The 22605-nt window shown below is 71.0% G+C and carries 18 protein-coding genes; 14 read left to right on the forward strand and 4 right to left on the reverse strand.

Translation table 11 applies throughout. The annotated features are described in order from the left end of the window. Positions 1-31: 31 nt before the first annotated feature. Positions 32-532: a hypothetical protein gene (locus tag IF11_RS0115645; RefSeq protein ID WP_030352198.1), complete on the reverse strand. Its 501-nt coding sequence runs from the start codon at positions 530-532 to the stop codon at positions 32-34. A gap of 108 nt (positions 533-640) precedes the next feature. Here IF11_RS0115645 and IF11_RS0115650 point away from each other — a divergent pair, with 108 nt between their 5' ends. The 4 genes from IF11_RS0115650 to pdxR all read left to right on the forward strand — a co-directional run bounded on the left by IF11_RS0115650 (position 641) and on the right by pdxR (position 4435). After that, on the forward strand, positions 641-1807 hold the full coding sequence (locus IF11_RS0115650; RefSeq protein ID WP_078490710.1) for a hypothetical protein: 1167 nt from the start codon (positions 641-643) through the stop codon (positions 1805-1807). Further along, positions 1804-2109, forward strand: coding sequence for a hypothetical protein (locus IF11_RS40160; protein ID WP_051745955.1), 306 nt, complete (start codon positions 1804-1806; stop codon positions 2107-2109). The genes IF11_RS0115650 and IF11_RS40160 overlap by 4 nt, the downstream gene beginning before the upstream one ends. A gap of 156 nt (positions 2110-2265) precedes the next feature. Beyond that, positions 2266-2952 carry a hypothetical protein gene (locus IF11_RS40165; protein ID WP_051745956.1) on the forward strand — a complete coding sequence of 229 codons (687 nt, stop codon included), beginning with the start codon at positions 2266-2268 and terminating at the stop codon, positions 2950-2952. Between the two features lie 37 nt (positions 2953-2989). Next, complete coding sequence (gene pdxR, locus IF11_RS0115660; protein ID WP_051745957.1) at positions 2990-4435, forward strand: MocR-like pyridoxine biosynthesis transcription factor PdxR; 1446 nt, start codon at positions 2990-2992, stop codon at positions 4433-4435. A gap of 66 nt (positions 4436-4501) precedes the next feature. On the opposite strand, the gene IF11_RS0115665 is transcribed toward pdxR, so the two are convergent. After that, positions 4502-5482, reverse strand: a complete 981-nt coding sequence (locus IF11_RS0115665) for an aldo/keto reductase (protein WP_030352201.1) — start codon at positions 5480-5482, stop codon at positions 4502-4504. Positions 5483-5684: 202 nt separating this feature from the next. After that, positions 5685-7040, reverse strand: coding sequence for a M14 family metallopeptidase (locus tag IF11_RS0115670; RefSeq protein ID WP_030352202.1), 1356 nt, complete (start codon positions 7038-7040; stop codon positions 5685-5687). Between the two features lie 476 nt (positions 7041-7516). Between IF11_RS0115670 and IF11_RS0115675 the strand changes: the two genes are divergently transcribed. The 10 genes from IF11_RS0115675 to pstB all read left to right on the forward strand — a co-directional run bounded on the left by IF11_RS0115675 (position 7517) and on the right by pstB (position 21120). Beyond that, complete coding sequence (locus IF11_RS0115675; protein WP_030352203.1) at positions 7517-8725, forward strand: S8 family peptidase; 1209 nt, start codon at positions 7517-7519, stop codon at positions 8723-8725. Between the two features lie 303 nt (positions 8726-9028). After that, the gene (locus tag IF11_RS0115680; protein WP_030352204.1) at positions 9029-9421 is read left to right on the forward strand and encodes a YegP family protein; all 393 of its coding nucleotides are present in this window, start codon (positions 9029-9031) and stop codon (positions 9419-9421) included. Between the two features lie 147 nt (positions 9422-9568). After that, on the forward strand, positions 9569-10621 hold the full coding sequence (gene pstC, locus IF11_RS0115685) for a phosphate ABC transporter permease subunit PstC (protein ID WP_240627799.1): 1053 nt from the start codon (positions 9569-9571) through the stop codon (positions 10619-10621). Between the two features lie 63 nt (positions 10622-10684). Then, on the forward strand, positions 10685-12001 hold the full coding sequence (pstA, locus tag IF11_RS36680) for a phosphate ABC transporter permease PstA (protein WP_030352206.1): 1317 nt from the start codon (positions 10685-10687) through the stop codon (positions 11999-12001). Continuing rightward, positions 11998-13731 carry a phosphate ABC transporter substrate-binding protein PstS gene (locus tag IF11_RS0115695; protein ID WP_030352207.1) on the forward strand — a complete coding sequence of 578 codons (1734 nt, stop codon included), beginning with the start codon at positions 11998-12000 and terminating at the stop codon, positions 13729-13731. Before pstA ends, IF11_RS0115695 begins: the two co-directional genes overlap by 4 nt. Beyond that, complete coding sequence (locus tag IF11_RS37785) at positions 13728-16244, forward strand: hypothetical protein (protein WP_051745958.1); 2517 nt, start codon at positions 13728-13730, stop codon at positions 16242-16244. Before IF11_RS0115695 ends, IF11_RS37785 begins: the two co-directional genes overlap by 4 nt. A 256-nt stretch (positions 16245-16500) precedes the next feature. Further along, the gene (locus tag IF11_RS0115705) at positions 16501-17502 is read left to right on the forward strand and encodes a substrate-binding domain-containing protein (protein WP_051745959.1); all 1002 of its coding nucleotides are present in this window, start codon (positions 16501-16503) and stop codon (positions 17500-17502) included. 146 nt (positions 17503-17648) lie between these two features. Beyond that, positions 17649-19103 (forward strand): Ig-like domain-containing protein, encoded by a 1455-nt coding sequence (locus IF11_RS37790; protein ID WP_030352210.1) that lies wholly within the window; start codon positions 17649-17651, stop codon positions 19101-19103. Positions 19104-19284: 181 nt separating this feature from the next. Beyond that, a complete protein-coding gene (locus IF11_RS0115715) occupies positions 19285-20262 on the forward strand; it encodes a sortase (RefSeq protein ID WP_051745960.1) in 978 nt (325 codons plus the stop codon). A gap of 21 nt (positions 20263-20283) precedes the next feature. Further along, positions 20284-21120, forward strand: coding sequence for a phosphate ABC transporter ATP-binding protein PstB (gene pstB, locus IF11_RS0115720; protein WP_030352212.1), 837 nt, complete (start codon positions 20284-20286; stop codon positions 21118-21120). A gap of 98 nt (positions 21121-21218) precedes the next feature. Here pstB and IF11_RS0115725 read toward each other — a convergent pair whose 3' ends face one another. Continuing rightward, positions 21219-22484, reverse strand: a complete 1266-nt coding sequence (locus IF11_RS0115725; protein WP_078490712.1) for a serine hydrolase domain-containing protein — start codon at positions 22482-22484, stop codon at positions 21219-21221. Positions 22485-22605 lie beyond the last annotated feature (121 nt).

Below are 22605 nucleotides of genomic sequence, written 5' to 3' on the forward strand. Positions count from 1 at the left end.
GCGGCGACAAGCCCTCGCACCGCGCCCGCGGTCAGGACTGGAGCGTGGTGGACCAGGCGGCGGTGACGGCCTCGTAGGCGGTCTGCCCCGTCTCGTCCAGCGCCCTCGTCGTCCCCGCCCGCCCGTCGGTCATGACGACCGCCAGCGTCCGTACCGCGAAGGTGTCCAACTCCAGGACCGCCACCACGCGTTCGAGCTGGGAGATCAGACAGCGCGGTGAGCGCGGCGGGTCGCCCCACTCGGCGCCGGCCTGTCCGACGAGATCCAGGAGCCCCTCCGTGCCCGGCTCGTCGTCGAGGGCGCGGTGCAGCCGGGTGAGGACCTCCCACAGCGCGTCCAGATCACCGGACTCCACCGCGAGGGCGTGCACGGTCGGCTGTGGCGTGCCCGTGGGGGAGAGCAGTGGTTCGAGACCGCCGCCGGCGCGCGCCGGGAGCAGGGAGACGAGGAGGTCGCACGCGGTCGCGGCCTCCGCGTAGGGCGCCGCGGGGAGTTCCCACGGGTCGTCGTCCAGGGCGGCGGCCGCCGCCACCCGTCCCGGTGGACTACATGAACACCTGCTCGGACCCGACGGGACCCGCTCCGACCCGCTCGAACGCTCTCGATACGATCAAGAGCCTTACGGGGACAGGGGGATGACATGGCGGACGGAGCCGATCAGGCCGATCGCGGTCAGGGCCGGGCGAGCCGGCTGAAGGGGTTCGTACGGACCCGGCGCGGGGGCGTGCTGGTGGGCGCTGCCACCGTGCTGCTGGCCGCGGCGCTCGGTACGTGGGCCACGGACAGCTGGCCGTTCAGCCGAGAGGACCGTTACTGCTGGGGCTCCTGGGAGACGAACAGCGGGCCCGGGTTCCTGAGCGACACGCCTGTCGCCGGCGAAGACGAGGGCGCTCGTACCTCCGAGGAGACCGCACCGACCCCGCAACGGCCGACCGGCCGGTGCGAGGTCGCACTCCGCTCCAGCTCCACGGGCCGCGACGGCGACGAGACCTCCCGGAACGCCGAGATCACACTCACCTATGGCCCGGCGCCCAAGGACGCCGCGGAGCGCATGGAGTGGATCGGCGCGTACCTCGGCGGTCGTGCCGTACCCCTGCCCGACGGGCTGCCCGGGGCCACCGACGGCGGTCGCGGTCTGCTCGTACTGCCCGAACGGTGCGACACCCGCGACGGCCGGCCGACGGCGGTCACGCTCGACTCCGACGCGCGGACTTCATGGAGCAAGGGCGGCTCCATGAAGTCCAAGGCGGGGCTCGGCGGTGTCCGTTCCGTGGCCGGACTGCTCGTCTCCGCCGCCAACCGGGGTATGGAGGCGGCGGGTTGCGCCCCCGCGAAGCCGCTGCGGGTCTCCTCGCCCGTACTCATGCTTCCGGAGGGCGACGAGAGCAGCCTCTACTCGGGCGCGTGCCGCATCAAGGGCCTGGAGTTCGACCGGGAGACGAGCAAGACCCTCGAATACCAGGTCGGCGCGGTCACCTCGGATCTCCAGTCCTGTGCGGTACGGCGCGAGATGGGCGGGGGCCGGTACTTCGACGCCCTGATGGTCGCCCAGCCCAGGCTGGCCGCGCTCTTCGACGGTACGACGGGCAGCGGAGCGCCCGCGAGCGGCTGGCGCGGTTCCGGGGTCTTCGCCGACGCCTACAAGGTCGTACGGGCCGACTGCGCGGGGCGACCCGTGACCCTGCTGATGGTGGACGAGCTCGCGGGCGAGACGACGCCGTACTTCACCGCCTTCACCAACGCCGTGACGGGGCGGCTCGGTTGCCCGCCCGTCGCGCCCGTCGCATCTGGGGGATCCGAACGATGAATGACACCGACACCGGCACCCACACTGACACCGGCATGGACGCCGTCCCCGCACCCCACTGGCCCTGGTGGCACTGGCGGCGGCTGACGCGCGGCCGGCTGCGGCCCGCGCTGGCCGCCGCCGTGGCCGGGGCCGTGCTCGGCGGCGCGGGAGTGGCCTGGCAGACGGGGACGGGGCCGTTCACGGACGACCGGGCGTGCTGGGGGGCGCTCGGCAAGGACGATGTGGCGGCGCTGTTCGGCGGGAAGACGGACATCAGGGCGTCCGAGGTGGAGCTCGGTTCGGACCGGATCGAATCCTAAGGACCGTCGGGGCAGTGCCGCCTGCAGTCGCCCCGGGGCCGCCGGATCACCGTACAGGTCCATCAGCTCGACGCTCGGCAGGGCGGCTCGGGCGAGCGATGGGCCGATGAGTTCCTGTCCGCGCGGCTGACGCCCCTGGGCGGCGGGCTGCTCGGGATGGCCTCGGACACCAGGGCCTGGCTCGCGGTGCCCGACGGCTGCACCGGCCGGCCCGATGAGCACGACGGCCCTCTCGTGATCGACATGGAGACGGGCTGGACCATCTACCAAGACGAAGTCGACACGGGGCAGCGCGATCACCTCGCCAGTGCCGTGGTCACACTCGTCAACGGCTTCCTGGCCGAAGAGGGGTGCGAGGGCGTCCTCGCCGATCCGGTGGCGCGGATGGCGAAACCGGCGCGGTTCGAGGACGCGGAAGCCAAGGGTCTGTGCGGCATCGAGGGGCTGCGCCTCCCCGGGAAGCGGGGGAGAGGCAAGTTCGACCGTCCCCTGGTGACCAACGGCGAGGGGCCGGTCCGCACCTGCGACACCGATGTGCTGTTCGACCGTCCCGCGCTGCGGCTGATGACGGTGGAGGATCCGCGGCTGTCCGTGCTCTACAAGAGGCCGGCCCTCGACGGCGGCAAGGAGATCGAGGCCACCGGCGGCAACGACGGACACGGCTTCATCCGGGATGACTTCGGGGTGTTCCAGGCGGTGTGCCAGACAGGTGAGGTCACCTTCCTGGTCCGGGCGGACGACGCGCGCCGCTCCGCCGACATCCGCGCGCTGCTCCCTCGCTATGTGGAGGCGGAGGCCGACCGTATCGGCTGCGGTCCGTTGCGTATCACCCTGCCCGGCTGACCCGGGGCCCTCCGTGTGATCGGTACCATCACGCCCCATGGCACACGACCCTACGGATCCGGCCTGGGGCACGCTCCTGGACCTGGGCACGCCGTCCGCCGGTCCGCTGCATCTGCGGCTCGCCCGTGCTCTCCGGGCAGCGGTGGTCGGTGGCCGTATCGTCCCCGGCAGCGCTCTGCCGCCCAGCAGGGCGCTCGCCGCCGACCTCGGCTGCTCCCGCTGGGTGGTGACGGAGGCGTACTCCCAGCTCATCGCGGAGGGCTATGTCGAGGCACGCGGTGGCTCGGCAACCAGGGTGCGCGCCGGGGCCGTTCCCGGCCCCCGGCACCCGCGAGCCGTCCGGGAGGAGCCCTGGAAGCCGGAGTTCGATCTGGTGCCGGGCATGCCCGACCTCCGCGCGTTTCCCCGTAAACGCTGGGCCGACGCCGTGCGGGAGGCGACCGGCACGCTGCCCTCGGCCGAACTCGGCTACCCCGACCCCGCGGGGCACCACCGGCTCCGGCAGCGGCTCGCCGCGTATCTCGCGCGGGGGCGGGGGGCGTCGCTGGACGCGGGACACCTCATCGTCTGCGGGGGAACGCTGGACGGGGTGCTCCGGATGTGCCGTGCGCTGCGCGCCGGGGGACACACCCGTGTCGCCGTGGAGGACCCCGGCTGGTCACGACTGCGCGCGGCCGTCGCGGCGGCGGGGCTCGTCCCCGTCCCGGTCCCCGTGGACGACGACGGCCTGCGGGTCGATCTGCTGCGCGCGCTGCCGGAGGTACGGTCCGTGATCGTGGCGCCCGCCCACCAGTTCCCGACCGGTGTGGTCCTCACGCCACCGCGCCGCGCCGAACTGATCGCCTGGGCCGACGAGGTCGACGGACTGGTCATGGAGGACGACTACGACGCGGAGTTCCGCTACGACAGACACCCCGTGGGCACCCTTCAGGGCATGGCGCCGGAACGGGTCGCGCTCATGGGCTCGATCAGCAAGACCCTCTCTCCGGCGCTGCGGATCGGCTGGGTGGCGGCGCCCCCGCGCTGGATCGAGGCACTCTCCGGCGCGGACACCATCGGCACGCCGCCGCCCGTGATCGACCAGCGGGCCTTCGCCGGCTTCCTCGACGCGGGTTCCTACGACCGGCATCTGCGGGCGTCGCGGCTGCGGTACCGGAGGCGGCGGGACCACCTCCTCCGGGAGATCGCCTCGTCGCTGCCGGGCCATCAGGTCTCCGGCGCGGCGGCCGGGTTCCATCTGCTGCTCCATCTCGCCGACCGCGCGGCGGGAGATGTCGTACGGGGAGCCGCGCGGCGCGATGTGCGGGTGGCGGATCTCGACGAGTACCGCATGGCCGCGTCGTCGCGGGGCGCGACGCTGGTGCTCGGCTACGGCAACCTGGCCGACTCGGCGGTGCCGGGCGCCGTCCGGCGGCTGGCGGAAGCGATCCACGAGGCACCGCGGCGGGCCGACGGGGCAGGCGCGTCCCGTACGACGGCCTGAGGTGTGTCTCCTGGCGCATGCGCGCGAGGAGGCGTGCCCCGAACGACCGTCGCGCCGGGTCCAGGGTCAGGACGCCGATAGTCCCGCCCGGTCGAGCCGCTCCCGCGTGTCCGGCGTCAGCTTCACATCGAGAGCGCCGAGGATCTCGTCCAGTTGCTCCACGGAACTCGCGCCCACGATCGGCATCACCGGCACGTCTCCGCCGAGCAGCCAGGAGAGAACGACCTGATTCGGCGTCGCGCCCAGCTCCGCGGCGACCTCACGCAGAACGGCGAGGCGCGATGCGGTGCCGGGATGGTCGTAGGCCGCCGCCAGTGGTTTGTCGGCCCGCGTATAGGCGCCCGAGAGGAGCGACGAATACGCCATGACCGTCAGGTCCGGCTCATCGCGTACGTAATCCAGCAGTTCGGGAGTCACATGGACGTGCGCGGACTCCGGCAGGCCCATGTCGAAGCGCGGCTGGAGGTAGGAGTAGCGCTGCTGCACACAGGTGTAGCCCGTCCAGCCGCGGGCGCGGGCGAGGGCGCGCGCCCGCTCGGTCCGCCACGTGGTGTGGTTGGAGCAGCCCAGGATGCCCACCTGTCCGGCCAGTACCAGTTCGTCGAGCGTGCCGAGTGTCTCCTCCAGGGGGACGGACCGGTCCTCGACATGCGCCCAGTACAGATCGATCCGGTCCGTGCCCAGACGTCTCAGACTCTCCCGCGCGGCCTTCCGTATCGCCGTGGCGGACAGCCCCTCGGCCGTCTCCAGGCCCGTGCCGGGGACGGTGGGGCGCGCCCCGGCCTTGGTGGAGATCAGCACCTCGTCCCTGGCGCGACGGCTCGCCAGCCAGCGGCCGACGGTGGCCTCGCTCTCGTCGCCGGTGGTGCCGGGGTGCCAGAAGACATAGTTGTTGGCGGTGTCGATCAGATTGCCGCCCGCCTCGACGAACCGGTCGAGGATGGCGAACGACGTCTTCTCGTCCACGGTGCTGCCGAAGGGCAGCGTGCCCAGGCACAGCGCGCCCGCTGTGGGGCCGGAGGGCCCTCCGATACGGCGTCGTAGCATGCCGGACTCCCTTGTCTCGCTGTTCCTCGGATGGTGTTCTGACTTCACGGTAGGCGCCGACCGGCTCGGTGTACCGGTCCGATATCCGACGGGAAAACCGAGCCAATTGGGCGTGGACGTCCTGAGCCCGGGGGCGTCCCCTGGGAAGCGTCTCCGTAGGAAACGGAGACGCCCCCCTCATGGGCCGGTCAGCTGAGACCGGTCAGCAGTACTGGGCTTCCTTGCCGATGGACCGGTACATGCAGTCCGCGTTCTCCAGCAGTTGCAGTACGGCGTCGCGGTTCCGGCTCGTCTCGCGGGTGATCACCTCGTCGGGCGGGTAGAAGCCGCCGCCGCCCGACGACGGATACATCTCGAAGGTGTATCCGAAGATCTTGTGCGTGCCCCACAGCCAGTCGTCGATCGAGCCGTCCGTGATGTAGAGGTCACTGGACTGCTCGGGCGTGTAGCCGTTGCTGGCGGCCATCTTCTGGCCGATGGCGGCGAAGGCGTTGCGGTCGTCCGCGGTCATTCCGGTGGTGGTGTCGGCCGTGGTGTAGCCGAAGGGCCAGAGCACCAGCTCGCTGTAGGTGTGGAAGTCGATCGCGGCTTTGATCTGCTGCGTACCGCCCACGACCCGGCCGCGTACGAAGTCCGCCACAACCTTCACCTCGGGCGCGGACTCGGCGGCGCTGCCCCGGTAGGTGTCCGACGAGGCGCTGCCGGACGAGCCGCCGCAGCAGCCCCAGCGGTAGGCCCAGTTGCGGTTGAGGTCCGTACCGACCGCGGTGGAGCCCGAGTTGGGCTGCCGGTTCTTGCGCCAGCTGCGGTAGGAGCCGGTGGCGATGTCGTACTCGCCGCCGTCCGGGTTGAGGTCCGGGACGATCCAGATCTCACGGTTGTTGACGATGTTGGTGATGCGTGAGTCGGTGCCGTAGCCGGAGGTCAGCTCCTTCAGCAGATACAGCGCCATCTCGACGGTGAGATGTTCGCGCGCGTGCTGATGGTGGGTGAAGAGGACCTCGGGCTCGTTCTCGTCGGTGCCGACGTTGTCGCTGATCTTGATGGCCGTGATGTTCCGGCCCTGGTACGTGGTGCCGATGACGCGTTGGCTCGCGATACCCGGGTTCGCGGAGATGACGGAGTTGATCTCGCTCGTCATCTCGGCGTAGTTGTGGTAATTCGAGTCGGCCGAGGGGAAGTCGAACGGTGTCACGGCGCCGTTCAGGGTACGGTCCGGGGCGGCGCCCAGCGGCGTCGGCGCGTAGCCGAGCGCGCGGAGCCTCTTCACCTGCGCGGGGTCGGCGGAGACGACCACGCTCTCGCTGTCGGAGGCGTCGATCGTCACGCCTGTCCTGGCGAGCGCGGTGCGCGTCGCGGACGTGGCGTGCATGACGATCTCGTACTGCTGGATGTCCTCGTCCGCGGCCGTGGCCCTGGCGGCGGCCGGTGAGGGAGTGGAATCGGCGCTGGTGGCCGTGGCCGTCGCCGTGACGCCGAGGGTCAGGGTCAGTGCGACGGCCAGGGTGGCTGTCCGTCTGCGACTGGTGCCGCCGCTTCCGCGTATTCGGAGCCGCATGAAGTCTCCTGGATGTGGAGTTGTGGGGGTGTGGGCGCGCAGTACGTGCCCGGGGTCATCGTGAGGCTTTGGCATGACCGGGTCAAGGGTGCGCATGCGGCGGGCAAAGAGGGCGTCACGCGGCGGTCGTCGACACGGGCGGGCGCCCGGGCCGGGCCCGCGTTCGGACCGAGGCAGGTGCCTCCGCTGTCGTCACCGTCGCGCTCGCCGGTGACGAGCGGGGCCGTCGCGTACAACTGCCGTAATGAGGCGCCCTGTACGTCCCCAAGCGGGCGCATCCTCGCTACGGGGTTATTGCGCGACCATGTCATGGCTATGACATCCCGTCGGACCTCTTGTCGTCTGACGCCGTCTCAGCGAAGGTCTTTAGCGGGCGGTCCCCGGAACCACGGAGTCCGCTCCGCATGCGTACATCCCGTATGTGCCCCCACGTTGCGCACGCACCCCAGCGCACCCGATGAGGAGGATCCCTCACGATGGCAGTGTTGCGTACCACCAAGACACGGATCGCCGCGGCGATCACGGCGGCAGCGGCGGCTGCGGCCATGACCGCCCTCGCCGTTCCCGCCCAGGCGGCCCCCGCCGTGGGTACGGTCGTCGGCGCCGATGCCAAGGACGCGGTGCAAGGCAGCTACATCGTCACACTCAAGAAGACCGCCGGCCTCAAGTCCGCCTCGGCCGCGGGCCGGAGCGTGGTGTCCGAGTACGGCGGGACCGTCAAGCGGACGTACACGGCGGCCCTCAACGGCTACGCGGCCGAGCTCTCGCCCGCGCAGGCGCGCAGACTCGCCGCCGACCCGGCCGTCGACAAGGTCTTCCAGGACCGCGAGGTCCACGCGTTCGCCACCCAGACCAACCCGCCGTCCTGGGGACTCGACCGGATCGACCAGGCGGCGCTGCCGCTGAACAACAGCTACACCTACCCGGACACCGCCGGTGAGGGCACGACCGTCTACGTCATCGACACCGGCGTCCGCATCACCCACCAGGACATCGCCGGACGGGCCTCGTACGGCTACGACGCCGTCGACAACGACAACACGGCGCAGGACGGCAACGGCCACGGCACCCACGTGGCCGCCAACGCCGCGGGCACGGTGTACGGCGTGGCCAAGAAGGCCAAGATCGTCGCCGTGCGTGTGCTCAACAACGCCGGTTCGGGCACCACGGCCCAGGTCGTGGCCGGTATCGACTGGGTCACCAACAACCACAGCGGCCCGTCGGTGGCGAACGTGTCGCTCGGCGGCGGTGCCGACGCCGCGCTGGACACCGCCGTGCAGAACTCCATCAACAGCGGTGTGACGTACGCGATCGCCGCCGGTAATTCCGGAGCCAACGCCCAGAACTACTCGCCGGCCCGTGTCGCGGACGCCATCACCGTCGGCGCGACGACCAGCACCGACGCCCGCGCCAGCTACTCCAACTTCGGCGCGCGCGTGGACCTCTTCGCTCCGGGCAGCGCCATCACCAGTGCCTGGAACACCTCGGACACGGCCACCAGCAGCATCTCCGGCACGTCGATGGCCACACCGCATGTGGCCGGCGCCGCTGCCGTCTATCTCGCGGGGCACCCCACCGCGACCCCGGCCCAGGTCTCCACGGCCCTGGTGAACGGCGCCACCAACGGAGTCGTGACCAACCCCGGTACCGGCTCGCCCAACAAGCTCCTGCGGATAGTCCCGTAACCCAGCGGACGACCCACCGGACGACCCACCGGACGATCTGAGAGTGTGACGCCCGGCGCCGACCACATGGCGCCGGGCGTTACGCCTGTCCGCCGTCGCCGTGGTCGCCACCAACACCGCCGTCGTCGGCTCCGGCGCTCCCGGCGAAGAGGTGGCCTAGGGGCAACTTCCTGGCGAATCCTGGCGGCGGGGCGTCGTTTGGATCCCGCCCGTCACGATCGTCTCAATAGGTTGCACCTGCCGCTCCACGGGCCGTATGCGCGGTCCGACAGGGACGAGCGGCAGGGGTGGGGACGTGGGGACATGAGATCTGCCGATGAGAGCGGGAGATTACGGAGCGCCGCCGGGCTGCGCTGTCAGACCGACATCGACGCGGACGGCCGGTACCGATGGCGCGTGGTGGCGCAGAACGGGCGGGTGGTCGCCGTCTCGGCGCTCGCCTTCGCCTCGTACGAGCGGTGCCGCGCCGCGTTCGAGGAGGTGTGCAGACGGCACGCGGCCCTGACCGGAGGGGTCCAGCACACGGCGGAGGCCAACGGCTGGATGTGGATCGTCCGGGACGAGAGCGGACGCCGGACCATCGTGTCCGCCCGCTCCTACGAGCGGTACTCGACCTGCCGGGTCGCGTACACCCGATTCCGCGAGTTGCTGAGGGAGTTGGGGGAGAGCGGCGAGGTGCCATGGAGCATGAGCTGACGCCCCGACAGCGGGCTTGGGAAGTAAGGGCGTCCGGGGTCTCCGCACGGTACGCCCACACGTTCGTCACCCGAAGTTGCCTCTAGGAGGCGCCTCGTTCAGACGGAGGTGCCTGCGTGTCAACCGCGCCCCGTGAGCGTCATGGGTGTGCTGAGACGAACAGGGGAGCGAACCATCGCCGCCCAGCGATCCGTTGGGCTCGCGACCGAGGGACCGGCCGCCGACGAAGGGCCGCGTGGCCTGTACGCCGACCCCGGGCTGCCCGACCGGATCTTCCGGGGTGTGGCCCGTGGCGGCGGCGGACTCGTGCTCGCCGTGATGCTGCTCGTGGGCGGCTTCCTGCTGTACCGCGCGTGGCAGGCGCTCGACCGGGCCGGGTGGTCCTTTCTCACCACCGCGGCCTGGGAGCCGGACGCGGGCCGCTTCGGTATCGCCGCCGTCATCGTCGGCACCGTACTGATCGCGCTGGTGGCGATCGTGGTGGCGGTGCCGCTGGCGGTGTGCGGGGCGCTCTACATCTCCGAGTACGCGCCGCCCGGGATGCGCGGGACGCTGATCAGCGTGGTCGACCTGATGGCGGCCGTGCCGAGTGTCGTCTACGGACTGTGGGGGCTGTTCTTCTTCGAGGGCGCCGTGCTGCCCACCGCCCGCTGGATCGCCACCTACCTCGGCTGGTTCCCGCCGCTCGGTGTCATCGGCGCCGATCCGCGCGATCCGCTCGCCACCGAGACCGTCTACACCTCCTCGACCCTCATCGCGGGCATCGTGGTGGCGCTGATGGTCGCGCCCATCATCTGCTCGGTGATGCGTGAGGTGTTCACACAGGCGCCGGCCGGTGAGCGCGAGGGCGCCTACGCGCTCGGCGCCACCCGCTGGGGGATGATCCGCAGCGTCGTGCTGCCGTTCGGCAAGGGCGGCATGATCGGCGGCACCATGCTCGGGCTCGGCCGCGCCCTGGGCGAGACCATCGCCGTCTACCTGATCATCTCGCCGGTCTTCCAGATCCAGTGGCATGTCCTCCAGAGCGGCACCAGCTCCGTCTCCTCGCTGATCGCGCTGCGGTACGGGGAAGCCAGCCCGTTCGGGATGTCCGCGCTGATGGCCGCCGGCCTCGCGCTCTTCGTGATGACCCTCATCGTCAACTTCGTCGCCTCGTCCATCGTCGCGCGCAGCCGCTCAGGCGCGGCGAGCGACGCGTAGGCCTTCTGCGATGCCCAAGCCCTGCACGATCTCCAGACCCTGTCCTAAGGGGACCCGCCCGTCATGACCCTCGCACCCGAGTCGCCGCCCTCCGTCGCGGAGGAACGGCGTACCGTCCTGCCCGCGAGCCGGCCGCGGCCCGTGGAGCCGGCCGGGGAGCGGCGGCGCTCCCTGGCGCTGAGGCGTGCCACGGACACCTACGCGCTGCTGGGTTCCGGCGCCGCGGCCGCCAGCCTGACCGCGCTGCTCTTCGTATGGCTGCTGCCGTTCAACGGAGTGATCGGCTTCCTGGTCGTCGCGTACGCGCTCTTCCTCGGCCTCTACGCGCTGCTGGTCTCCTTCGACGAGGACGGGCCCACCGTCCGGGACCGGCTCGCCGGGGTCGTCGTCCGCACGGTCGGCCTGGTCATGGTCGTCGCCCTGGCGTTCGTGATCGTCTACACGCTGTGGGAAGGCCGCAGGGCGCTGCCCCATCTGAACTTCTTCACCGAGGACATGACGCTCGCGGGCCCTCTCGACCCACTGAGCGCCGGCGGCATCCTGCACGCCATCGTCGGCACCCTGGAACAGATCCTCATCGCGCTGGTCCTCACCGTGCCCGCCGGACTGGTCTGCGCGGTCTTCCTCAATGAAGTGCCCGGCCGGTTCGCGCGGTTCGTCCGTACCATCGTCGAGGCCATGACGGCGCTGCCGTCCATCGTGGCCGGCCTGTTCATCTACGCGACCGCGATCCTCGCCCTGGGCATCGGGAAGTCGGGTCTCGCCGCGTCCCTGGCGCTCGGCGTGATGATGCTGCCGATCATCATCCGGGCCGCCGATGTGGTGATCCGGCTGGTGCCGGGCTCGCTGCGGGAGGCGTCGTACGCGCTGGGCACCTCGCGCTGGCGCACCGCCTGGCATGTGGTGCTGCCCACCGCCCGCTCCGGGCTGACCACGTCGGTGATCCTCGGCACCGCGCGCGGGGTGGGGGAGACCTCCCCGGTGCTGCTGACCGCGGGGTTCACCGCGGAGATGAACGCCGATCCGTTCAACGGGCCGCAGGTCTCGCTGCCGCTCGCCACCTTCGAATTCGTCAAGTCGCCCGAACCCGCCATGATCGCCCGCGGATTCGGCACCGCGGCGACGCTGATGGCGCTGGTGCTGCTGCTGTTCGTCCTGGCCCGGCTCATCGGCGGACGCGCGCCGGGCAAGCTGACGCGCCGTCAGACCCACCGCCGGGTGCTCGCCTCGCGCCGCGACGCCGAGCGCTTCGCGGGCCGTACGCACACCCGTACCCACACCGGTACGGGCACCGCCGCGCCGGCGCCCGCGGCTGCCGCCACCTCGCCCGCACCGACTTTCCCCGTACCCGCAGTCAAGCCCGACAGGAGTACCCCGTGAGACCCGCGACCGTCTCCCGACTGGCCATGGGGCTGGCCGCGCTGCTCTGCGCGCTGCTCGCCGTCGGCCCGCCGCCCGCCTGGGCGGTGACCTATCCGAAGATCAACGGTGCGGGCTCCACCTGGAGTTCCAACGCCCTGGACCAGTGGCGCCGCAATGTCGCCTCCAACTTCGGTATGACCGTCAACTTCGCGGCGACCGGCTCCTCCAACGGCCGTGAGCAGTTCAGGAACGGCTCCGTCGACTTCGGTGTCTCCGAGATCCCGTACGGCCTCAAGGAGGGCGGGGTCACCGATGCCCCGCCCAAGCGCGGCTATGCCTATATGCCGATCGTGGCCGGTGGTACGGCCTTCATGTACAACCTGAAGATCGGTGGCAAGCGGGTCACCAACCTGCGGCTCTCCGGCGATGTCCTCGCCAGGATCTTCACCTCCAAGATCACCATGTGGAACGCGGCCGAGATCAGGGCCGACAATCCGGGCCTCACCCTCCCCGCCCGCCGGATCGTGCCGGTCGTACGCTCCGACGGCTCCGGTACGACGGCGCAGCTGACCACCTGGCTGTCCAAGCAGCACGCCTCGGCCTGGAACGACTACTGCGCCCGCGCGGGACGCGCCACCCCGTGCGGTCTCACCTCGTACTTCCCGGTGGTGCCGGGCACCTCCACGATCGCCAAGTCCGGATCGCTCGGAGTCTCCGGCTATGTGAAGCAGAGCCAGGCCGAGGGCGCCATCACCTACGTCGAGTACTCGTACGCCATCTCGACCGGCTTCCCGGTGGCGAAGATGCTCAACGCCTCCCGCTTCTATGTCGAACCCACCGCGTCCAGCGTCGCCGTGGGGCTGCTCGGCGCGCGGATCAACCCGGACAAGAACTCCACGAGCTATCTGACCCAGATCCTGGACGGCGTCTACGGCTCCCGTGACCCCAGGGCCTATCCGCTCTCCAGCTACAGCTACATGATCCTGCCCACCTCGCTGGCGGGCGAGCAGAACCCGATGACCAAGGAGAAGGGCCTCTCGCTGGGCACCTTCGCCAACTACTTCCTCTGCGACGGCCAGCAGATCGCCGAGGAGCTGGGGTACTCCCCGCTGCCCAAGAACCTCGTCCAGGCGGGCTTCGAGCAGGTACGGCGTATCCCGGGCGCGCCCACGGACAAGATCAATATCAACTCCTGCCGCAACCCCACCTTCTCCTCGGACGGGACCAACACCCTCGCCAAGAACGCCCCTCAGCCGAAGGCCTGTGACCAGAAGGGCCCGACCCAGTGCTCCGACGGCACGGCGGGCGCCAAGGGCCAGAAGACCCCGGTGAAGCCATCGGCCCAGGGTCCCAACGGCGGTTCGGGCGGCGGTGGTTTGGGAGGCACGGGCGGGTCCGGCGGTACGGGCGGATCCTCCGCGGGCACCGGCGGATCCGGGGCCACCGGCGGCACCGGCGGATCCACGGGCGGCGCCCCCGGCTCCCCGGGGTCGGCGGCCGCCGCGTCCGGCGCGTCCGGCGGTGTCATCGACCCCGATACGGGCGAACTGATCAGCGGGGACGGAACCGGCGGCGGCGACTCCTCGGTGGTCGGGAATCCGGTCACCCTCGCCTCGGACGAGGCGACCGGGCTGCGCGGCGCGCTGATGGCGCTCTCCGCCCTGCTCCTCGTCGGTGTGGTCGTCGGCCCGCCGCTCACCGCACGCGCGCTCGCCGCACGGGCCCGCCGCAGGGAGGGATCGGTATGAGAATCCGTCAACTCCAGCCGTGGGAAGGCGGATCCACGATCTCCCGGCGTGTGGGCGCCGGCGTCGGGGCGCTCCTCGCCGCGCTCCTCCTCGCGCTCGTACCGCTGCCCCCGGGCACGGACCGGGCACAGGCGGCGGAGACGGGGAGCGGTATGAAGGCCGCGGACTCCGCCATGACACTGACCGGCCGGAAGGGACCGTACGACGACTTCTCCGGCCTCAAGGTGACCGTCCACCAGACGAAGAACCTGCGGGCCCAGGGGGTCGATGTGACCTGGGAGGGCCCCGCCGTGCCGCCCGCAGACGGCTACCAGAACTTCCTCCAGATCATGCAGTGCTGGGGAGATGAACCGGCGGGCCCGGACCGGGAGCAGTGCGAGTTCGGGGGAAACCGCGGTGGCACCCACTGGATGAGCCAGCGCACCCTGCCGAAGGGCACGGACCCGCTGGAGAAGGAGTACGCGGACGCCGGCGATGACAACCCGTTCGTCCCGTTCCAGCCGCTGCAGGGCGATCCGACCGACTCGCCCGCCGACGCCACCTATTTCAGCAACAACGACACGAACGCCCAGCCGTGGCTGAGGACACGGAGCGACGGCACCGGTGAGGCCGTCTTCGAGGTGAAATCGGCGATCGAAGCCCCCTACCTGGGCTGCGGAGACGTCGGCAGCGCGGCCGGAGCGGGGAACCCCCGGAAGTGCTGGCTGGTCGTCGTCCCCCGTGGCGAGCATGACCCGGACGGCACCGTCAACGTCGGCGTAGGTGTGCACACCTCCCCGCTCAGCCAGTCCAACTGGGACCAACGGCTCGTCTTTCCCCTGGAGTTCGGCGCGGTCGGCAGCACCTGCCCGGCGGACAAGGCCGAGCGGCGCGTCATCGGCTCCGAGCTCTTGACCGACGCCATCACATCCTGGCAGGCCACGCTGTGCGCGGGCGCCGACGCTCGATTCACCTACAGCCAGGCCGCCGAGGACTACGCGCGTCGCCTCATCGGGAACCCCACACCGACCTCGCCCGGGATGGGCGTCACCGTGGCCCCCATCGAGGAGGCGACGGGCGTGGTGTACGCGCCGGTCGCGGTCAGCGCGCTCACGGTCGGCTTCTTCTGGGAGGACGAACAGGCCGGCCAGGTGCGCGACCTGAAACTCAGCCCCCGGCTGCTCGCCAAACTGGTGACCGGCTCCTACCCCTATGACATCCGGCAGATGAGCTTTCAGAATCCGGTCCCGGACCATCTGAAGGGGAACGCGCAATCCATTGTCGTCGACCCGGAATTCATGAAACTGAATCCCTACTTCGACCGTCCGACACAGCCCCAGCTCGGTCCGGGCGGAATACTCCTCCAGGCCGGCAATTCAGATGTCAACAGCCTGCTCTGGCGCTATCTCCAGTCGAACGCGGAGGCCCGGGACTTCCTGCGGGGCAAGCCTGACCCCTGGGGGATGAAGGTGAACCCCTTCTACCTGACGCTGGGCCTCGACACGGACGCGCCACTCGACTTCCCGAAGGCCGACACGACCGAGACGCGCATGACACTGCCCGACAACGGCGGCGTCGACCGCACCATCGCGTACGGCCAGCTGGAGAAGTCCCCGTACTCCAACGACATGCACGACGGCGCGCTGCGAGTCCGGCGCGGTGCCACCGGCGCCACGTTCCTCGCCACGCTCGACGCCAACTCCCCGCAGGGCATCAAACTGGTGCCCTCGGACAGCATCCCCGGGACCCGTCGGGCGTACGGCGTCGTCGACGCGGCGTCCGCCTCCCGCTACGCACTCGACATCGCCGCGCTCCCGAACGCCGACGGTGTCTACGTACGGCCGAACGCCGACTCGATGCTGAAGGCCGTCGCCCGTATGCCCGACTCGGCCGTCAAGGGGGTGAAGGCGCCGAGCCCGGCCACCGCGAAGAGCGGCGCGTATCCGCTGACGGCGGTCGCCTACGCCATGGCCCCCGTCGACCAGCCCGCGGACGCGCGTCAGGACTACGCGCGACTGATCCGCTACGCGGCCGGCGCCGGACAGACCCAGGGACTGACGCCCGGTGAGCTGCCGCCCGGATACGCGCCGATGACCAAGGCGCTGCGCGACCAGGCGCTCTCCGCCGCCGACCAGTTGGTACGCGGCAAGGTGGCCGGTCCCTCCGCTCCCCCGCCGGCCGATGGCGGGTCGGTCGGCGGTGCGTCGGGCGGCGGGTCCATCGGCGGTGGTGACGGCGCCGGGGCCGGCGGAGGAGCCGGCGGAACGGCCGGTGCCGGGGCCGGGGGAGCCACCGGCGGCGGAGCGGGCGCCCCCGGGACATCCGCCTCGCCGGGCGCGGCGGCCGGCGCTCCCGGCCCCGGGGAGAAGAGCGGACTCGCCTCCGGCGGTCTGACCCCCGGCGAGGTACTGGGCATCGTCCGCTGGGTGCTGCTCGGCGTCCTGGTCGCCGGTGGCGTGGCCGCGCTGGCCGGCCCCGTACTGCTGCGGCTCTCCGCGCGCAGGGCGGCGACGGCGGGAGGCGGTCCCGGGTGACATAGGAGCACGTCCGGTCCAGGGGATCTCCCGGAGCGGCTCACCGCCCTCCGGGAATTCTCCATAACCATGGGTGAGTTCTCCAAGTGTCTCCTAGGAAATGCCCCCGTAACCTTATTATCCGGCGGAGTTGGTGGTCCTGGACTGTGCATATGAGGAAATCTTCACGGTGCCGGCCGACGGGTCGGCGGAACGAAATCCGGATTCTTCTTGACAGTCCATTCCTCGAAATCCGTATTCACGGAGGAGAACAGAAGTGAACGTCAAGTCCCGTGTTCGCCTGGGTGCCGTCGTCGGTGCTGCCGCTCTCGGTGTGGGCCTGCTGGCCCCCGCAGCCTCCGCCGACCCGGCGGTCGGTGAGTACCGCCAGCTCGCCGGCGTGGGCTCCGACACCACGCAGGACGTCCTCAACCGCCTCGGCGCGGTCATCCCGGACCCCGACGGTGTCCCGGACGGTCAGCTCATCGCGTCCTACAACGCGACGGGTACCGCCACCATCAAGACCCGCGCCACCGGCTGCACGATCAACCGGCCCAACGGCTCCTCGGCCGGCATCGACGCCCTGCGCAACGCGGTCCTCAACAACACCGGCTGCCTCGACTTCGCCCGCTCCTCCCGGGGCCCGGTGGACACGACGACCACCAAGCTGACCTGGATTCCGTTCGCCAAGGACGCGGTGACCATCGCGGTCCGCTCGGACAGCGCGCTCAACAGCAGCCTGGACCTGACCACCGCCCAGCTGCGGGACATCTACACCTGCGTCAAGACCACGCACAACGGCGTCACCCTGACCCCGCTCCTGCCGCAGTCCGGCTCGGGCACGCGGTCCTTCTTCCTGGAGAAGATCGGGGTCACCGAGGCCCAGCTCGGCACCTGCGTCAACGGCACCGTCCAGGAGCACGACGGCACCGCGCTGGACACCGCCGGCGACATCGCCCCGTACTCCGTGGCGCAGTACATCGCCCAGACCAACGGTGTGGTGACGGACCGTCACGGCGTCACGGTGCTCGGCAAGGTGAACAGCGTCGCGCCGCGCAACGCGGACGGCTCGCTCAACACCGCCTTCCCCTACAACCGTGATGTCTACAACGTCGTCCCGACCGCCAAGATCACCGGAACCACCGCCGACGCCAACGTCGTCAGCGCGTTCGTCGGCACCGCCTCCAAGGTCTGTGGCCAGACGCCGCAGATCCAGGCGTACGGCTTCGGCACCCTCGGCACCGCCTGCGGCGCCACCGCCCTGAAGGGCGAGCGCTGATCACCGTCCCTTCCCACCACGCCAAGGCCGGGCACCCTCCAGGTGCCCGGCCCCGCGGCGTATCCCGTTCCCGTCCCGTATCCCGCTGACACCGACTCCGACATCAACACCAACCGCGACACCGACACCCTGTGGGGGATCCGACCATGACACGCCTCGCGCGAGCGAGATCACTCCCGGCGCTGCTGCTGTGCTGCGCCCTGCTCATGGGCGCGGCCGCCGCCGTGCTCGGCGCCGCGGCCACCGCGAGCGCGGCCGACCGGCTCGGCGATCTGACCCTCGGCCGTACCACCGGCAGCATCATGGACAACCCGCTCGTCCCACGGGTCACCACCGACACCGCGTGCCCGGAGGGGCAGGGTGGTGCCGTACGGCTCAATGTGCTCCACCCGAAGGACAGCACACCGATCCGCGTGGGCAACGCGACGACGGGACCGTACGACGCCGGGCCCATCGACACCGAGATGCCGGAGAACTTCCGCACCCTCTTCGACGCCCTCACCGAGTGGTACCCCGACGGGGCCCATGACGGTACGTACGAGCTGCGGCTGGACTGCGTCAACGTCCTCGACCCGAACACGCCCCCGGCCTTCTTCACCACGAACATCGTGGTCACGGGCGACACCTGGACACTCGCCGCGGCGGAGACGACCAGCGTGGAGCTGACGGCCGCTCCGGAGAACCACCCCGCGCAGGGCAGCGAGGTGACGGTCACGGTGAAGGTGACCCCCGAGGCGGCGGCCGGTGAGGTGACTCTGACCTCCGAGCGCGTCGGTACGGAACCGGTCGCGCTCGGCACGAAGGCGGTCGAGAACGGCACCGCCGTGTTCACGACGACCGCGCTGCCCAAGGGCGTCCAGAACATCCGCGCCCAGTTCACCCCCACGGATCCTGACGCGTACGCCGGTTCGAGCAATGCCGTCAACGGCTATACGGTCGACGAGCCCGGCACCCCGCCGGGCGGTTCGCCGACGCCCAGCGACTCCGAGCAGCCGACCGGCGAGCCCGGCGTGCCCGCCGACCTCGATGTGGTGGACGCGGACGGCAATCCGCTCGAAGCGAACCCGAACCTGGAAGCCGGCCAGAAGGTGACGATCACCGCCCGCGGTTACGCCAAGGACGCGACCGTGAAGGTGACCCTCGCCGAGAGCGACGCGACCTTCGAGGACGCCACGGCGGACGCGGCCGGCATCGTCCAGGACTATCCGTTCACCGTCCCGGCGGAACTCGCGGACGGCGACCATGTGCTGACGCTCGCCGAGGACACGGAGGGCGGCCACAGCCTCGCCTTCGCGTTCACCACGGGCGAGGTGACGGAGCCCACCCCCGAGCCCAGCGACTCCACGGGCGCGGACGGCGGCGCGGCGGCGGGCACCTCCGGCGGTGACACGGGCGGTGACACGGGCGGTGACTCCGGCGCGGCCGGTGGCAGCGGCGGTGGCAGCGGCGGGGGCGGTTCCCTCGCCTCGACCGGCACCGGCGTCGCCTCGATCGCCCTGGCCTCCCTGGCGCTGTGCTTCGTGGGCGCCGCGTTCGTGGTCGGCGCGCGCCGCGGGGGCCTGCTGACCTTCGCCACGCCTTCGGGCACGGCGGGCGACTGAGGCGGGACGGGTCCCGAGGTGCGTCGGCTTCCGGGGGCAGGCCGTGTGTCTGCCTCCGGGCCCCGAACTCGTACCCGTACGCGACCCCTTACGTACCCCCGTCTCCGCGCCGGTCTCCGGCTGGTCCCATCCGCCCCTCCCACCCTCACCCCCGACCCTGTCAGCGAGGAGCGCAGCCACCGTGGCCGTTCTGACACCGCCGCCGTCCGCCCCCGCCCCGCCGGACACCCCCTCACCGCCCGCCGGAGCCGAGGAGACGGCGGAGCCCAAGGAGCCCGCGGGGCGTCGGGGAGCCCAGCGGGCCCCCGTCCGCCCGGGGCTGGCGCTGGCCGGGGCCGCGCTGTGCGTGCTCGCCGCCGTACTGCTCGGTTTCGCCGCGAACCTCACCGTCGTCGGACATCTCCAGCACGCGCGTGACCAGCAGGTCGCCTACGACGAGCTGCGCAAGCAACTCGCCGAGGGCACCGCCCCGGTGGGCCCGCTCGACAACGACGGCAAGGAACTCGCCCTGGGCGCCCCCGTCGCACTGCTGGACATCCCCGCCCTCGGTGTCCACGAGGTCGTCGGCGAGGGCACCACCTCCGGTGTGCTGATGTCCGGCCCCGGGCACCGCCGTGACACCGCGCTGCCCGGCCAGTCGGGAACCGCCGTGATCATGGGCAGACAGTGGGGGTACGGAAGCCCGTTCTCCCGGCTCGACCGGATCCCCGACAACGCCACGATCACCCTGATGACGGGCCAGGGCAAGGCGGAGTACCGGGTCACCGGCATCCGGCGCGCGGGCGACGCGCTGCCCACGCCCAGCGGTGGGCAGAATCAGGGCCGGCTCACCCTCATCACCGCCACCGGCGCCCCGTACACCCCCTCGGGGGTGCTGCGCGTGGACGCCGAACTGACCACGCCCGTACAGCCAAGCCCACCGCGCGAGCGCCGCGCCGGGTGGATCGGATCCGCCGAAGAGGCGCTCAAGGGCGACGGTGCCGCCTGGCTCGCGGTCTTCCTGTGGACCCAGGCGCTCTTCCTCGCCGCGCTCCTCGCCGCCTGGGCCCACCGGGTGTGGGGCCGGTGGCAGACCTGGATCTGTGCCGTGCCCGTCCTGGCCGTACTGGGCCTCGCCGTCTCCGCCGCCGCCACCCGCCTCCTGCCGAACCTGCTCTGAAAGAAAGGGAGTTGCCCCACCATGACGGTGACGCCGCCCCAACTCGCCGACACCCTGGTCCAGTCCGCGGTGGGCGGCGACACCGCCGCCACACTGCGCGCCGATACCGTCTCCGCGTGGTTCGGGGACCACAAGGTGCTCGACCGGGTCTCGCTGACCATGCCCGCGCACGAGGTCACCGCGCTGATCGGCCCCTCGGGCTGCGGCAAGTCGACCTTCCTGCGCACCCTCAACCGTATGCACGAACTGATCCCGACCGCCGCCCTCGCCGGACGCGTGCTGCTCGACGGGGGAGACATCTACGACCGCGGACGGCGCATCACCCATGCCCGCCGGCAGATCGGCATGGTCTTCCAGAAGCCCAATCCGTTTCCCGCCATGTCGCTGTACGACAACGTCCTGGCCGGGCTGAAGCTCAATGGCATCAAGGCGGGGCGCGACAGCAAGGACGATCTCGTCGAGGAGTGTCTCACCAAGGCCGGGCTCTGGCGCGAGGTCAAGGACAGGCTGCGCCAGCCGGGCGGCGCGCTCTCCGGCGGCCAGCAGCAGCGGCTGTGCATCGCGCGATCGCTGGCGGTGCGGCCGCGGGTGCTGCTGATGGACGAGCCGTGCTCGGCGCTCGACCCGACCTCGACGCGGCGCATCGAGGAGACGATCGCCGAGCTGAAGACGGAGGTGACGATCGTCATCGTCACGCACAATATGCAGCAGGCCGCGCGGGTCTCCGACTCCTGTGCCTTCTTCCTCGCGGAGCAGGGGACACCCGGGGTAATCGTCGAACACGGTGACACGGACGCGATGTTCAACGCGCCCCAGGACAGCAGGACCGCCGACTACGTCAACGGCCGGTTCGGCTGAGCGAGCACGGATACCAGTGGCACGGATACCGGTGGCACCGATACCGGCGGGGGCGATCGGCGCATCGGTCGCCCGCCCCCACCGGCGTCGGCCTGACGTCAGCCGCAGAACTCCGCCGCGACGACCTTCTTGGTGTCACCCGCCCAGTCCGCGTTGAAGTTGAAGGCGATCGAGTGGCTTCCGTCGCGAGTCATCGCGATCGCGGACTGCGAGCCGCGCGTATCGCCGCCGTGGCCCCAGATCTCCACGCCGCACGGCAGTTCCTGGCGCAGCAGACCCAGCCCGTAGCCGTAGCCGGACGGTGCGCCCGCGCCCACGTCGACGGTGTCCATCATCTCGGCCAGTTGCTCCGCCGGCAGCAACTCGCCCCGGAGCAGCGCGCGGTAGAAGCGTTGCAGATCCGCCGAGTTGGAGATCATCGACCCTGACGCCCCTGCGACCGTCGGGTTCAGCTCGGTCACATCATGGATCTCCGCGGCGGGATCCGGCGACAGCAGCTTCGAGTAGGCCCGGCCCGAGGGATGGGGCATCCGCACATCGGTCCCCGGCGCGCTGGTGGCGCGCAGCTTCAGCGGGCGCAGGATACGGCGCTCGATCTCGGTGCCGTACGGGCGTCCTGTCACCCTCTCCACGATCATCCCGGCGAGGATGTAGTTGGTGTTGGAGTAGTGGAAGTCCGTTCCGGGCGCGAAGTAGGGCGGGTGGCTCATGGCGAGCGCGATCAACTGCTCGGGCTGCCAGGTGTCATAACGGTGCGTCAGAAAGCCGTCTCCGGCGACCTTCTGGCGGAACTCCGGGTCCGAGTTGTAGTTGAAGATCCCGCTGGTGTGATTGAGCAGCTGGCGGACGGTGACGGTACGCCCGTCATGGCCGCTGCCGCGCACCACCCCCGGCAGCCGGGACTCGACGGTGTCGTCCAGATCGAGGCGGCCCTCGGCCTCCAGCTGGAGCAGCACGGTGGCGACGAAGGTCTTGGTGAGGGAGGCGATGCGGTACGTGTCCCCGGGCAGCCGCTCGCGGCCGGTCGTCCGGTCCGCGACTCCGGCGGCGCCGTTCCAGACGCCGTCGCGGTCCGTCACCTGCGCCAGTGCGCCGGGGACCCCGTCGCTGACGGCGGCGTCCAGCTGCTGCTGCGTGGCGTGGTGACCGGCTCTCCCGGCCGCGGCTACGCTCCCGTTCCCGTTTCCGTCCCCGTTCTGCGCGGCCGAGGCGGCGACGGCGGGGCCGGTGAGCGCGGTACTCGCCAGGGCCGCCGCGACCAGCGCCCCCAGCCACGCACGCCGCGCGCCGCCGCGATGCGCCGGGGACGGACGGGGCGAGGACGAACGGGTCGGACGGTTCCTGCGTTTCGTACGTACGGCCATGTGAACTCCTGTGTCTGTGCGTGTGTTCGACGGACAGACGCCCGCACCGCACCGGAAGTTCTCACCTGGCCGAGAGTTGATCCACTTCCGTTGGTTCCCGGTCCTGGCTGTGGCAGGGTGT

Origin of the sequence: Streptomyces scopuliridis RB72 (genome assembly GCF_000718095.1) — a bacterium.
GTDB lineage: Bacteria > Actinomycetota > Actinomycetes > Streptomycetales > Streptomycetaceae > Streptomyces > Streptomyces scopuliridis.

Excerpts from the sequence above, each read along its gene's own strand:
- IF11_RS0115650 (WP_078490710.1), top strand. The coding sequence starts at position 641 with ATGGCGGACGGAGCCGATCAGGCCGATCGCGGTCAGGGCCGGGCGAGC.
- IF11_RS40160 (WP_051745955.1), top strand. The coding sequence starts at position 1,804 with ATGAATGACACCGACACCGGCACCCACACTGACACCGGCATGGACGCC.
- IF11_RS40165 (WP_051745956.1), top strand. The coding sequence starts at position 2,266 with ATGGCCTCGGACACCAGGGCCTGGCTCGCGGTGCCCGACGGCTGCACC.
- pdxR (WP_051745957.1), top strand. The coding sequence starts at position 2,990 with ATGGCACACGACCCTACGGATCCGGCCTGGGGCACGCTCCTGGACCTG.
- IF11_RS0115665 (WP_030352201.1), bottom strand. The coding sequence starts at position 5,482 with ATGCTACGACGCCGTATCGGAGGGCCCTCCGGCCCCACAGCGGGCGCG.
- IF11_RS0115670 (WP_030352202.1), bottom strand. The coding sequence starts at position 7,040 with ATGCGGCTCCGAATACGCGGAAGCGGCGGCACCAGTCGCAGACGGACA.
- IF11_RS0115675 (WP_030352203.1), top strand. The coding sequence starts at position 7,517 with ATGGCAGTGTTGCGTACCACCAAGACACGGATCGCCGCGGCGATCACG.
- IF11_RS0115680 (WP_030352204.1), top strand. The coding sequence starts at position 9,029 with ATGAGATCTGCCGATGAGAGCGGGAGATTACGGAGCGCCGCCGGGCTG.
- pstA (WP_030352206.1), top strand. The coding sequence starts at position 10,685 with ATGACCCTCGCACCCGAGTCGCCGCCCTCCGTCGCGGAGGAACGGCGT.
- IF11_RS37785 (WP_051745958.1), top strand. The coding sequence starts at position 13,728 with ATGAGAATCCGTCAACTCCAGCCGTGGGAAGGCGGATCCACGATCTCC.
- IF11_RS37790 (WP_030352210.1), top strand. The coding sequence starts at position 17,649 with ATGACACGCCTCGCGCGAGCGAGATCACTCCCGGCGCTGCTGCTGTGC.
- pstB (WP_030352212.1), top strand. The coding sequence starts at position 20,284 with ATGACGGTGACGCCGCCCCAACTCGCCGACACCCTGGTCCAGTCCGCG.
- IF11_RS0115725 (WP_078490712.1), bottom strand. The coding sequence starts at position 22,484 with ATGGCCGTACGTACGAAACGCAGGAACCGTCCGACCCGTTCGTCCTCG.